Genomic DNA, 13,075 nt, shown 5'->3' on the forward strand with positions numbered 1-13,075 from the left:
GCCGTGTTTCACAAAACATGCGGGACGAAAACAAAATGGGGACGCCCCGCAAGGAGTGTCCCCAGCTGCCGGCAGAAAAGGAACGTCCCTAAGTGCCGGCCGCAGCTACAGTAGCCCAAAGTGCTTGGCGGCGCTGTAAATGCCGTCGTCGTCTACGGCGGTCGTAACGTAGGTCGCCGCGGCCTTCACGGTATCCTGCGCGTTGCCCATGGCCACACTTGTGCCCACGGCCGAGAACATCGACAGGTCGTTCTCGCCGTCGCCAAAGGCGATCGCCTCGCTCGCGTCGATGCCCAAGCGCTCCAGCGTCGCCGCCACGCCCAGGTCCTTGCCGCCGTTAGCGGGAATAATATCGCAGAACAGATCGCACCAGCGCGTAGTGAGCGAATGCGACACGGAATCGGTCACGATATGCTCGTCGGCCGGATCAACAAAGGCGCAAAACTGGTAGACCGGCGCGTCAAAGGCGTGCTCAAACGGCTCCTCATGGTAGACAATCCCCGCGTTACTGCCAGCCGTCACCACGCGCTCGGACAGGCGGTTCACAAACGAATTCTCGCCCTGCATGCACAGCGAGTCGTAGCGCCCCTGCGCCACCTGGTCCACAATCGCCGCGACGTCGTCCGAATCGATCGGGCAGCTGCGGTAAACGCCCTTGGCATCAAAACAGTGCTGACCCGAAAGCGTGATGTACGCATCCCAGCCCAGGTCGAACAGCCAGTCCGGCATCTGGTAGGTCGGACGGCCCGTGGCGATCACGCACGCGATCCCCTGCTCGCGAAAGCTGTCGAGCACCTGCTGCGCCGACGCCGGAATCCGATGGGTCTTAAAGCTCAGCAGCGTACCGTCGATATCGAAAAACGCGGCCTTGATCATCCTCGCCTACTCCTCGCCCTCGAGCTTCTCGCTCGCCTCGAGCCACGCCATCTCCAACTCGTCCATGGCGGCGTGGGCCTCGTCGATCTTTGCCTGCTGCTCGCCCAGCGCCGTGTAGTTGGTGGGATCGACCTGGGCCATTGCTGCCTCGGCCTCCTCAACGCGGGCGCGCTGCGTCTCCATTTTGCGCTCGAGCGAGCTCACCTCGCGGCGAAGCTTCTGGCGTTCGGCGTTGGAAAGGCCATTGGGCTGGCCGCTCGACTTGGGCTTTTCGGCCGCAGCCGCCGCGGCACCGGTGTCAAACGTGCCGGTCTTGGCGCTCGGTGCACCCACGGGCTCGCCCTCGGCGGTGGCGTTGCACAGGCGCAGGTACTGGTCGACGCCGCCGGGCATATGCGTCAGGTGGCCGTCGAGCAGCGCCCACTGCTGGTCGGTCACGCGCTCCATCAAAAAGCGGTCGTGCGTCACCAGAATCAGCGTGCCGGGCCAGCCGTCCAGCAAGTCCTCGACAATCGCCAGCATGTCGGTATCCAGGTCGTTGCCGGGCTCGTCCAGGATGAGCACGTTGGGCTCGTCCAGGATCGTCAGCAGCAGCGACAGGCGACGGCGCTGGCCGCCCGAAAGATCGCCGATGCGGCTCCAGAGCTGCTGCGTCGTAAAGCCCAGACGCTCGCAGAGCTTCTCGGGTGAAGTCTCCTTGCCGTCAATGACGTAGTACTTCTTATAGTGGCTGAGCACCTCGCGGATCGTGTCGCCCATGTAGGGTTCGAGCTCCTCGAGCTGCTGCGACAGCACGCCAAAGCGCACCGTCTGGCCGATCTTCACGCGGCCGCGCAGGGGCGCGATCTTGCCCTGGATCACGTCGAGCAAAGTCGACTTGCCGGCGCCGTTCTCGCCCAAAAGACCATAGCGGTCGCCCGCACCAATGAGCCAGGTCACGTCGTTGAGCACCTGCTTGGGCGCGCCATCGGTATCCGCATAGCCGGCGTCCACGTCGACCACATCGATAACCTGCTTGCCCAGGCGGCTCACGGCCAGGCGCTTGAGCTCCAGCTCGTCACGCACGGGCGGCACGTCGGCGATCAGCTCGCGAGCGGCATCCACGCGAAACTTGGGCTTGGTGGAGCGCGCCTGGGCACCGCGGCTCAGCCACGCGAGCTCCTTACGTGCCATGTTGCGACGGCGCTCCTCGGTAACCGCGGCCATGCGGTCGCGTTCCACGCGCTGCAGGATATATGCCGAATAGCCGCCCTCGAAGGGATCGACCTGGCCGTCGTGAACCTCCCACATGCTGGTGCAGACCTCGTCCAAGAACCAGCGATCGTGCGTGACCACGAGCATCGCGCCCTGACCGCGCTGCCAGCGGGCCTTTAAGTGACGCGCAAGCCAGTTGATGGTGCGCATGTCCAGATGGTTGGTGGGCTCATCGAGCATGAGCACGTCATAGTCGCCGATCAGCAGGCGCGCGAGGTCCACGCGGCGGCGCTGACCGCCCGAGAGCTCGCCTACCATGCCCTCCCAGGGCACATCGCTAATGAGGCCGGCGAGGATCTGGCGCGTACGGGGGCTCGACGCCCACTCGTACTCGGGGGCGTCACCCACAACGGCATGATGCACGGTATCGGTATCGACAAGCTGGTCCTTTTGGCCGAGTAGACCGATCGTGATGCCGCGGCGGTGCGTCACGCGTCCGTCATCGGGCTCCAGCGTGCCGGCGAGCACGCTCAGCAGCGTCGACTTGCCGTCGCCGTTTTTACCGACAATACCAATGCGGTCGCCCTCGCCCACGCCGAGCGTCACGCTATCGAAAATATGCTTGGTGGGAAACTCTAGGCTGACGGAATCGCATCCCAAAAGAATCGCCATATGCCCTGCTCCTTCGTAGAAATTCAACGTTCTCCATGATAGCGAAAACCACCACAAAGGGGACGGGCGCCTTCGTGGTGGTTTTGGGCAAGCGCACCAGCACACGACACAAAAAGGCGGGCCATCTCCCGCAAGAGATGACCCGCCTCTCCAATCAGTCCCGCGGCAACCGTGGCCGCCGCGGGCCTCAAGCATGTCCCGGACTAGGAGAACATGCCGGTGAGGTAATCATTCAGCCGCTTATCCTTGGGCCGTTGGAAAATCTCGTCGGTCTCGTCGTACTCGACCATATCGCCCATGTAGAAAAACGCCGTGCGGTTGGACACGCGCGACGCCTGCTCCATGTTGTGCGTCACGATGACGATGGCGCGGTCGGCCACGATCGACGACATGAGGTCCTCGATCGCCAGCGTCGAGATGGGGTCGAGCGCCGAGCAGGGCTCGTCAAACAGGATTACGTCGGGGTTGAGCGCCAGCGTGCGCGCAATGCACAGACGCTGCTGCTGACCGCCCGAAAGCGCGTAGGCGCTCTTGTCGAGCTTGTCTTTGACCTCGTCCCACAGCGCGGCACCGCGCAGACTTTCCTCGACCATGCGGTCGAGCTCGTCACGGTCGGTGATGCCGTGGCGCTTGGGCGCAAAGGTGATGTTGTCGCGAATGGACTTGCGGAAGGGGTTTGGCTGCTGGAACACCATGCCGATGGAGCGACGCAGCTCGTACGTGTTCTCGGTCTTGGTGTTCACGTTGCGCCCGCGGTAGTTGATCTCGCCCTCCACGCGACAGCGGCGAATCTCGCGATTCATCAGGTTGAGGCTACGCAAGAAGGTCGACTTGCCGCAGCCCGAAGGCCCGATGAGCGCCGTGATCTCACCCTTGTGGAAGTCGAGCGACGTATTGTGCAGCGCATGGTGGTCGCCATAGTACACGTTGACGTCCTTGGCGGAGAGCACGACCTCGTCGCTCACGGCCTTGCCGCTCACGCGCACGCGCCTCTCGCTCTCCCCCACGCTCGACAGAAAGTCCTGGGGGGTGTCGGACGTGGCCGCCTCGGTTGCGGGCGTTGCATTCATATCGCTCATTCGGCCGTCATCTTCCTTGCCAGTTGCTTGCCCACGATACGGGCGACTACGTTAAACAGCAGCACGCAAATCATCAGCAGTGCCGCGGTGCCCCAGACGATCTGCTGGGCCTCGGGGCTGCCCTCGCCATAGATCTTGTAGATGTGCACGGCCAGCGACTCGCCGGGACGGAACACGTTCCAGGCGCAGGTGGGGCTCGACAGGTTAAAGCTCAAGAAGTTGAGGCGGACCGGCGAGCTCATGCCCGAGGTAAAGAGCAGCGCCGCGGCCTCGCCAAACACGCGGCCGGCCGAAAGCACGATGCCGGTCACGATGGCGGGCATGGCCTCGGGAATCAGGATGTGCAGTGTGGCCTCCCAGCGAGTGAGGCCCATGGCCAGGCACGCATCGCGCTGGGCCTGCGGCACGTCCTCGAGCGCCTGCTGAATCACGCGCACCAGGATGGGGATGTTGAACATGGTGAGCGCGACGGCGCCGGAGATGATGGAGTACTTCCAGCCCAGCTGCACCGAGAACACCAGAAAGCCGAACATGCCGACGACGATGGAGGGCAGCGAAGACAACGTCTCGATGGCGGTCGAGGCGATGTCGCGAATGGGACCGTCGGGCGCGTATTCAACTAGGAAGACCGCGCCGCCCAGGCTGATGGGCACCGAGATGATCAGGGTAATCAGCAGCAGATAGAACGAGTCGAACAGCTGGTAGAGCACGCCGCCCTGCGTTCCGTTGGCGCGTGCGGGCTGCGTGAGAAAGCCCGGCTGGAACAGCGTCGAGATACCCTCGAACAGGATGTAGGCCACCATGGAGACGACGATAAGCATGACGATGGCGACAATCGCCGTCAGCACGCCCGTGGCGATACGGTCTTGCCTTTGGACACGCCCGAGTCTCGCCTCGTCGATATGGATGCGCGTGCTAGCCACGAGCCTTCGCCCCCTTGCGGCCAATGAGATGGATGATCAGGATAAAGATGAGGCTCATGCCCATCAGCAGCAGGCCGAGCGCCCACAGGATGTCGTCCTGGGCCGAGCCCTCGGCATAGACCGCCATGGACGTGGTGAGCGTGGTGGTGATGGTAGACGCCGGCGACAGCAGCGACGTCGGCATGGCCTCGATGCCGCCAATGACCATGCGCACGGCGAGCGTCTCGCCAAAGGCGCGGGTCATGCCAAGGATGACTGCGGTCATGAGCGAGGGCATGGCGGACTTGAGCACCACGTGCCAGATGGTCTGCCAGCGGGTGTAGCCCAGCGCGAGCGAACCCTGGCGGTAGCTATCGGGCACGGCGCGCAGGCCATCGACCGAAAGCGTGGTCATCGTCGGCAGAATCATGACTGCCAGCACGATAGCGCCGGGCAAGATACCCAGACCCGTGCTCACGTGGAAAACGCTCTTCATAAGGCCGACGACCACGTGAAAACCGATCAGGCCAAAGACGACCGAGGGAATACCGGTCAAAAGCTCAATGAGCGGCTGAAAAACCTTGGAGCCAAACTTAGGCTGAATCTCGACCGCAAAGATGGCAGAGCCGATGGCGATGGGCAGTGCGATGAGCGTGGAGAGCACCATGACCGCAAACGAGGTGACGATCAGGGGCAGGGCGCCAGTGTAGGGCAGGCCGTTTTCGGCCGTGTTGGCCAGGTCCCACTTGGTACCGATAAAAAACTCGACGATCGAGACGCCGTCCTTGAAAAAAGCCGAGAGGCCCTTTTGGGCGACCATAAAGATGAGCGCGGCAACGACAAGCGTCACGAGCGCTACGCACGCACCCGTGACGCCCAGGCCCACGTTCTCAAGCTCGCGCTTTGGCAGCTGTTTTGCCATTGCAAACCTTTCCGGGGGCGATTACTTATTTAGCGGAGACCTTGCCACTGGCGTCCTTGACGACCTTCATGGCAGAAACGGGAATAAAGCCCTGCTCCTCGACGAGCTTGCCCTGGACGTCGTCGGAAAGCATGAACTCCAGGAAGGCCTTGGTGGCCTCGTCGGCGTCCTTAGCACAGTACATGTGCTCGGTCGCCCAGATCTTGAAGGAGTCGTCGGTGACGTTTGTGCTCTTGGGCTCGACGCCCTCGACCATGATGGCGTTGAACTTGGAGTCATCGAAGTGCGAGAAGTCAAGGTAGGAGATGGCATTGTCGGTGCTGCCCATCTGAGTCTGGACGTCGCCGGACTTGTCGAGCTCGGCGTCGCCCTTAAAGTCGACGGCCTCGTCGCCAAAGACGGCGGCCTCGAAGGTGGCGCGGGTGCCGGAGCCGGCCTTGCGGTTGAGAACGACGATCTTGGCGTCGTCGCCGCCGACCTCCTTCCAGTTGGTGATCTGGCCGGAGAAGATGCCCTTGAGCTGCTCGAGGGTCAGGTCGTCGACTGTCACGTTCTTGGAGACGACGGGGCCCATGCCCACGACGGCGACCTCGTGATCGACGAGGTTCTTGACCTGATCGGCCTCGAGCTTGGTCTCGGCGAAGACATCGGAGTTACCGATGGTGACGGTGCCGGCGGCGACAGCGGTCAGGCCCTTGCCCGAACCGTTGCCCGAACCGGAGACGGAGACGTCGGGGTTGGCATCCATAAACTTCTCGGCAGCAGCCTCGACGAGAGCCTGGAACGAGGAGGCGCCGTCGTAGATTACCTCGCCCGAGACGGACTCGGCAGCAGCGGCGCTACCCTTGTCGGCGGCGTCGGTTGCGCCTGCGCCGCCGCAACCAACGAGACCGAGACCGACGATGCTGGCAAGACCACCAGCGAGGCCGAGGAACTGACGACGAGAATAAGCCTGATCGAGCATAATCTTCCTTTCATACAAGCGACTCGCGGGCACCCTGCCCGCTTTGCTGTTTGGAAAGATACGGTCTCGATCGGGCAGCGCCCGCGTCAGCTGCGCTTTATTACGGGCATCTGATAGACCCTTACCGCAAGCGCGGCTCGGCTTTACAAACGAATAACAAACCCGCCACCAAGCATGACCCGCCTTTTACACCAATAAAAACAAAGTTGCGGTGAAATAGTTCCTGCTTGGCCATCAAATGGCCCATTCTAGGAACTATTCCACCGCAACTTAAAAAGCCCGGACGAAAGGGGTGCTAAGTTGTTAAAACGCCGCAGCCTTAAAGCTCAAGCTCGTTCAAACGTAAGATCGCCACGATATAAATCTTGAGCGCCTGCTTGAGCTGTTCCTCGTTGGCGCACTCGTTGGGACCGTGCATCTGGCCGCCCCACTCGGGCAGCTCCAGACCGGTCTCCTCGGGGCCAAACGAGACGGCGCGGGCAAAGTTGCGCGCGTACGTGCCGCCGCCCATGGCAAAGGGCTCAGCATGCTTGCCCGTAAACTCGTTATAGGTATCAATAAGCGCCTTCACGGCCGGATCGTCGGCAGAGACCGAGAACGGCACCTTCGCACGACCCACACGGCACGTCACGCCAAAACGGCCCACGAGCGGATCGAGCTGCTCGCGGATGGTATCGGCACTCGTGCTGTCGGGGAAGCGCACGTCGATGACCTGCTCAATATGGCCATCCGCCACGCGGATGACGCCAGCGTTGCAGGTAAGCGGGCCAAACGCCGGACTCGTCGCATCGATACCCAGGCCGCGACCATAGGCGTCCGCATGCACAAAGGCCAGGAACTTGACGAACTCGTGCTCGGCAGGCGTCAGCAGGCGCTCGTCGCGTGCACCAAACGCGTCCTCGGCCTCGCGCAGATACGCCACGATCAGCCCGACGGCGTTGATCGTTCCCTCTGGCATCGAGGCATGACCGCCAATGCCGTGGGCGAAAATCTGCGCATGCCCGTTATCAAGCGCCGTGATCTCCAGGCGGTCGGCGTTCTCAACGGGCGCCGGCAGCTCATCGGCGGCAATCGCGAGCTCGCAGATGGACTGCGACGGAATGGCATTGCTCGCCTCGGAGCCGCTCCACGACACGATGCGCCCGCCGTCGATCTTGGGACTCACGAACGTCGCCCCAAACTGGCCCTTCTCGGCATTGCAGACCGGAAACTCGGCATCGGGCGTAAACAAAAAGTCGGGGTCTGCGTGGTTCTCCAGATAATGGTGAACGTCGGACATGCCCACTTCCTCATCGCAGCCCAGCAGCGCGCGGAAAGTATAGCGCGGAACAATGCCGTGCTTGAGCAGATAGGCGCCGGCGTAGAGCGACAGCACCGCCGGACCCTTGTCGTCGATAACGCCGCGGCCGAGCAGCCAGCCCTCGCGACGCTCCATCGCAAACGGGTCGGTGTTCCAGCCCGGGCCGGCGGGCACCACGTCCACGTGGCAGATGGTCGCGAGCTGCTTGTCGCCGCGGCCAGGAATATCGGCAATGCCCACATAGCCCTCGTCGTCGCTCGTCTGATAGCCGAGCTTCTGCGCGATGCCGAGCGCACAGTCGAGCGCGTCACGGACCGGGCGGCCAAACGGCGCGCCGGGCTCTGCATCGGCAGAAACTGCCACGGACGGATAGCTCACCAGCTGCTCGATATCGGCGACGACATCTTCCCAGACCTCGTCGACATACTCGGCGACGCTCTGCTCCACCTGATTCATGGACGACCTCCTTACCAATGAGCGGCGAGCGCGCTCGCCCCTCACATTACGTCATTAGATAGCGAAAAGTTTAGCAAGCTCGGCCACCGAGTGCACCACCGCATCGGCACCCGCCGCCTCGTGCTCGCCCGGCGCCGCCGCGCCCGAATAGATGCCGATGCACGGCACGCCCATTGCGTGCGCGCCCTCCACATCGTTAAAGCGATCGCCGATCATCACGGCATCGTCGGCCGTCGCGCCGAGCGCCGCCAGGGCATCGCGGACCGAATCGGCCTTGGTCTCGCGTCCCTGCGGCGGATTCATGCCAATCACCGCCTCAAACTGAGAGAGCCCGAGCTCATGCACCATGTCGATGCACTTGGCCTCCATGCGCGACGTCGCCACGGCCATACGTTTGCCTTGGGCGACCAACCCATCCAGCAGCTCGGGGACCCCATTGAACACGGGATACTCCTCCGGTCCCAGTTCATCAAAAAAGGCGCGGTACTCATCGGCCACCACAAGCGACTCCTCGCGGGAAAAGCCGTAAAAGTCGTGAAAGCTCTTCCACAGGGGCGGCCCGATCATGCGGCGCAGATCACCCATCTGCGTCTCCGAAAACCCGCGCGCAGCCAGCGTCTTGCGCGTCGAGGTCATCACTGCCCGACCCGTATCGGCCACCGTGCCGTCAAAATCGAACAGCACAACCGGCCGCTCGCAAAGTTGCAATGCCGCCATCGGCACCCTTCTTCCCCAGTTGATGATTTCCACACCACCGCTTCAAACTGTTGACTATTCAACAATTGAACCTAGCAATGTAGAGCAACTCCACTATACTTGTCGCACTTTGCTTTCAGAAGGCGGCGCTGCCGCGCCCCAACGAAAGGTGCAATTATGTCTTTTGCCATCATAACCGACTCCACGTCGGACATCTCCCCCGCCCGTGCCCAAGAGCTCGGCATTTACGTGATTCCGCTGCATGTGATTATCGAGGGCGAGGACCTGCTCGACCAGGTGCAGATTACCGCCGAGGAATACGTCGCCCGCATGGCCGGCTCCGAGCAGCTGCCGCACACCTCGCAGCCGAGCGCCGGCGAGTTCAAGGCGCTGTTTGACCGCGTACGCGCCGATGGCCACGACAGCGCGATCTTCATCTCGCTGTGCAGCGAGTGGTCCGCCTGCTATTCCAACGCATGCCTGGTCGCCGAGACCCACGAGCTCGACGCGCGCTGCATCGATTCGCGCACCGGCTCGGGCGCCGAGGGCCTGCTGGTGGAGTACGCGCTTGCCATGCGCGAGGACGGCCGCAGCTTGGACGAGACCGAGGCGCAGATCCGCGCGACGCTGCCCGAAGCCCACCTGCTGCTGATTCCCCGCACGCTCGAGAACCTGGTCAAAAACGGCCGCGCCCCCAAGCTCGCCGGCCAGCTGACGCAGATGCTCAACATTCGCCTGGCCGTTTCGCCGGAGTGGAAATCGGGCGAGATCAAGGCAATCAAAAAGGGCCGCGGCGCCAAGCGCATCGTCGCCAACACCATGGCAGATTGCCTCGCGTTTTTGGACGAGCACCCGGGCTCAAGCGTGCGCGTGCTCACGACCGGCGCCGCCGAGGAGCAGGAACTTGTCAACGAGGCACTCGCGGGCCAGGATTACGTAGACGCCGGCACCGGCCCCATCGGCTGCACCATCGCCACCCATGTAGGCGTCGACGCCATCGCCATCAGCTACTGTCCTCGTTACCAGCCCATCCACTAGGGGCACCTTTACCACTTGCGGTGGAATAGGAACTGTTTTTGGCTTATCAGCCGCAAATCAATCCCTATTCCACCGCAACTTAGAAATCGGCGATCAGCCCAGCGGACCCTGAAACAGTTCCTGATGAGTGCCCATTCTCACCAGCCTAATCACTGGGTTAGTCTTATGGGGAAGATAAAGAACGACCACATCGACCAAGCCATCGGATAGGTGGAAATCGATGTGGCCGTTGTAGTTTCCGCCCGGGTTTGAGAGCTCGTGGGCGCCATACTCCGCCGGAAGTGACCCATGAGCCACAAGCTCTGCAACCGCCGCTTTAAACTCACTTTTTAGCTGCGGATGCATGCGCATCGTTCGTTTGTAGTCCACCTTAAATTGAGCCTCGACTTTAATCTCGAACATCGCTATTCCTCATCGAGGAATGACATAAGCTCATCAGCGTTATTGAATGACAGGCTATCGTCCGGCAAAATCCCCAGCTCATGAGCATCGGCGATCACCATGGCGCGCCTCGTCACCTCGTTGGGCACCTCCGCCCTTCCTACAATCTCAAAAGGAATCTTTCGCTGATTTACCAGCTGCCGAACGGCAAGATTGAGATAGGAATTGAGGCTGAGGCCGACCGAATCCAAGAACTCAGTCGCCTGCTCCTTGAGCCCCTCTTCGATTCGAACCGTCGTAGGCTTAACTGTTGCTGTAGACATTTGCGACCTCCTCGCCCTCGTCTTTTACACCAGTATACCCAATATAAATGGCAATCTGATGTTAGATAACATCAGATTGCCATGCGTATTCATGTCGCGTGGGCACGATTGATCTACATCAGCCCGCTGAGCGCAATGTCAACGGCCTCGTTGAGGTCGTCGGTAATGTGTACCAGATCCGGATCGAGCGGGCTAATCATACCGGTGCTCATCACCGGGCCGTTGAGCCAGTCGAATAGGCCCTGCCAGTACTCGGTGCCCACCAGCACGAGCGGCATGCGCTTGACCTTGTGCGTCTGCACCAGCGTGAGAACCTCGAACATCTCGTCGAGCGTGCCAAACCCGCCGGGAAACACAATAGCGCCGGAGCTGTATTTGACGAACATAGTCTTGCGCACAAAGAAGTAACGGAAGTCCATGCCGAGGTTCACATATTTGTTGAGCCCGTGCTCGTGCGGCAATTCAATGCCTAGGCCAACTGACTTGCCGTTGACACTCGCTGCTCCCCTGTTGGCCGCTTCCATGATGCCGGGGCCACCACCGGTGATGACCGCCACGCCACGTTGCGCGATCTTGCGCCCGACGGTACGCGCCGCCCTGTAGAGCGGATCGGTCTTGGGCGTGCGGGCGCTACCGAAGATGGTCACCGCAGGACCAAGCTCGGCAAGCGCGCCAAAACCATCGACAAACTCTGCCTGGATGCGCAGCACGCGCCACGGATCAGCATGCAGCCAGTCGGTCGAGTCCTCGGGCGCCAGCAGGTTGGCGTAGGTGTTGTCCTTGGGAATCATGGGACCGCGCATGACCACGGGGCCGCGGCGGTACGTCTCGTCGTAGGCTGGCTCGCCCTCGACGTTCTCATTCTTAATCATGGGATACTCCTATCGAGAAAAAGAAAAACGGGCGGGGTCGACGCCATGCGCCAAACATCCGCCCGAACATCAACTATTCGGTATGGTACCCACGATGCATCAAGTGCTTGCAAGCTATCGGTCATCGGTCGCGCAGACAGTGTTAGCGAACGTGATGACCGGCCGGCGCTCGCACCTTGCCGTTGCCCGCGCTCTGCAAGCGCTCGCGCCGCTCTTAGTAGTCCACCGCCGCAGGACTGTTCATCCAGTCGCTCACAAACGCGCCGTAGCGGCCCTCGATAATGGCCTGACGGGCACGCTGCATAAGGTTGAGCAGGTAATAGATGTTGTGCATCGACAGCAGAATACCGCCGAGCATCTCCTTCTGCGTGACCATGTGACGGATGAGCGCGCGGCTGTAGCCGCCCGTGCACACCGGGCAGGTGCAGGTGGGATCGATGGGGCCGTCGTCGTGCGCAAAGCGCGCGTTGCGGAAGTTAAGGCGACCTTCACTGGAGAACGCCGTACCCATGCGGCCGGTGCGCGTCGGCAGCACGCAGTCGAACATGTCGATGCCCACGCCCACGCCGCGCACGAGCGTGGTAGGGTTGCCGACGCCCATGAGGTAGCGAGGCTTGTGCTTAGGCATGTACTCGGAAACCAGCGGCGCCAGTGTCTCGAACATGGTCTCGTGGTCCTCGCCCACCGAGTAGCCGCCGATGCCATAACCCGGAAAATCGCCGCACTCCTCCAGATGACGCAGCGAGCGCAGGCGCAGGTCCAGGTGCATACCGCCCTGAACGATACCAAAGAGCGCCTGGTCATCGCGGGTATGAGCCTTATAGCAGCGCTCGGCCCACATGCTCGACAGCTCAACAGCGCGCTCAACGTAGGCGCGCGTGGCGGGATAGCCCGGGCACTGGTCGAGCTGCATGCAGATGTCGGAGCCGAGCTTCATGGCGATTTCCATGTTGTCCTCGGGCGTCCAGAACACGTGGCGACCGTCGTAGTCGTTGACGATAAAGCGCACGCCCTCGTCGGTGAGCTTGACGGCGTCGTTGTGGCTGAACACCTGGAAGCCGCCCGAGTCGGTGAGGATGGGGCCGTGCCAGTTCATGAACTTGTGCAGTCCGCCCAGCTCGGCGATGGTGTCCTCGCCGGGGCGCATGGACAGGTGGTAGGTATTGGCGAGCACGATCTGCGCGCCGAGCTGTTTGACGGTCTCGGTGGGAATGCCCTTGACGTTTGCCTTGGTGCCCACGGGCATAAAGATCGGCGTCTCGATATCGCCGTGCGGGGTATGCAGCACGCCGGCACGCGCGTGCGTGGTCGGGTCCTCGGCGATCAGGTCGAATTTAAAGAGGTTTTGATCCATAAACTGGAACTCCTTGGTTGCGGTTCATACGCAGACCATTATACGA

At 61.9% G+C, this 13,075-nt stretch carries 13 protein-coding genes; 1 reads left to right on the forward strand and 12 read right to left on the reverse strand.

What is annotated here, in order from left to right; genetic code table 11:
* Positions 1-105 precede the first annotated feature (105 nt).
* From DWW73_RS00380 to DWW73_RS00415, 8 genes are all read right to left on the reverse strand, one after another.
* Positions 106-876 carry a Cof-type HAD-IIB family hydrolase gene (locus DWW73_RS00380; protein ID WP_055252667.1) on the reverse strand — a complete coding sequence of 257 codons (771 nt, stop codon included), beginning with the start codon at positions 874-876 and terminating at the stop codon, positions 106-108.
* 6 nt (positions 877-882) lie between these two features.
* Positions 883-2,742, reverse strand: coding sequence for an ABC-F family ATP-binding cassette domain-containing protein (locus DWW73_RS00385; protein ID WP_117655831.1), 1,860 nt, complete (start codon positions 2,740-2,742; stop codon positions 883-885).
* Positions 2,743-2,945: 203 nt separating this feature from the next.
* Complete coding sequence (gene pstB, locus DWW73_RS00390; RefSeq protein ID WP_117564461.1) at positions 2,946-3,821, reverse strand: phosphate ABC transporter ATP-binding protein PstB; 876 nt, start codon at positions 3,819-3,821, stop codon at positions 2,946-2,948.
* A complete protein-coding gene (pstA, locus tag DWW73_RS00395; protein ID WP_117564462.1) occupies positions 3,818-4,744 on the reverse strand; it encodes a phosphate ABC transporter permease PstA in 927 nt (308 codons plus the stop codon). The genes pstB and pstA overlap by 4 nt, the downstream gene beginning before the upstream one ends.
* Positions 4,737-5,645 (reverse strand): phosphate ABC transporter permease subunit PstC, encoded by a 909-nt coding sequence (pstC, locus tag DWW73_RS00400; RefSeq protein WP_117629066.1) that lies wholly within the window; start codon positions 5,643-5,645, stop codon positions 4,737-4,739. The genes pstA and pstC overlap by 8 nt, the downstream gene beginning before the upstream one ends.
* A gap of 25 nt (positions 5,646-5,670) precedes the next feature.
* Complete coding sequence (locus DWW73_RS00405) at positions 5,671-6,609, reverse strand: phosphate ABC transporter substrate-binding protein (RefSeq protein WP_117778446.1); 939 nt, start codon at positions 6,607-6,609, stop codon at positions 5,671-5,673.
* A 319-nt stretch (positions 6,610-6,928) separates the two neighbouring features.
* Positions 6,929-8,365 carry a M20 family metallopeptidase gene (locus DWW73_RS00410; protein ID WP_117778447.1) on the reverse strand — a complete coding sequence of 479 codons (1,437 nt, stop codon included), beginning with the start codon at positions 8,363-8,365 and terminating at the stop codon, positions 6,929-6,931.
* 54 nt (positions 8,366-8,419) lie between these two features.
* Positions 8,420-9,082, reverse strand: coding sequence for an HAD hydrolase-like protein (locus DWW73_RS00415; protein WP_117778448.1), 663 nt, complete (start codon positions 9,080-9,082; stop codon positions 8,420-8,422).
* A gap of 156 nt (positions 9,083-9,238) precedes the next feature.
* On the opposite strand from DWW73_RS00415, the gene DWW73_RS00420 reads away from it, so the two are divergent.
* A complete protein-coding gene (locus tag DWW73_RS00420; protein ID WP_117778449.1) occupies positions 9,239-10,099 on the forward strand; it encodes a DegV family protein in 861 nt (286 codons plus the stop codon).
* 93 nt (positions 10,100-10,192) lie between these two features.
* Here DWW73_RS00420 and DWW73_RS00425 read toward each other — a convergent pair whose 3' ends face one another.
* The 4 genes from DWW73_RS00425 to tgt all read right to left on the reverse strand — a co-directional run bounded on the left by DWW73_RS00425 (position 10,193) and on the right by tgt (position 13,029).
* Positions 10,193-10,501 (reverse strand): type II toxin-antitoxin system YafQ family toxin, encoded by a 309-nt coding sequence (locus DWW73_RS00425; RefSeq protein WP_055250871.1) that lies wholly within the window; start codon positions 10,499-10,501, stop codon positions 10,193-10,195.
* A 2-nt stretch (positions 10,502-10,503) separates the two neighbouring features.
* A complete protein-coding gene (locus DWW73_RS00430; protein ID WP_117773020.1) occupies positions 10,504-10,803 on the reverse strand; it encodes a type II toxin-antitoxin system RelB/DinJ family antitoxin in 300 nt (99 codons plus the stop codon).
* A gap of 113 nt (positions 10,804-10,916) precedes the next feature.
* The gene (locus DWW73_RS00435) at positions 10,917-11,675 is read right to left on the reverse strand and encodes a TIGR00730 family Rossman fold protein (RefSeq protein ID WP_117778450.1); all 759 of its coding nucleotides are present in this window, start codon (positions 11,673-11,675) and stop codon (positions 10,917-10,919) included.
* Between the two features lie 214 nt (positions 11,676-11,889).
* Positions 11,890-13,029 carry a tRNA guanosine(34) transglycosylase Tgt gene (gene tgt / locus DWW73_RS00440; RefSeq protein WP_022093813.1) on the reverse strand — a complete coding sequence of 380 codons (1,140 nt, stop codon included), beginning with the start codon at positions 13,027-13,029 and terminating at the stop codon, positions 11,890-11,892.
* Positions 13,030-13,075: the final 46 nt, after the last annotated feature.

It is taken from the genome of Collinsella sp. AF16-8, from assembly GCF_003462695.1.
Taxonomy (GTDB): Bacteria; Actinomycetota; Coriobacteriia; order Coriobacteriales; family Coriobacteriaceae; genus Collinsella.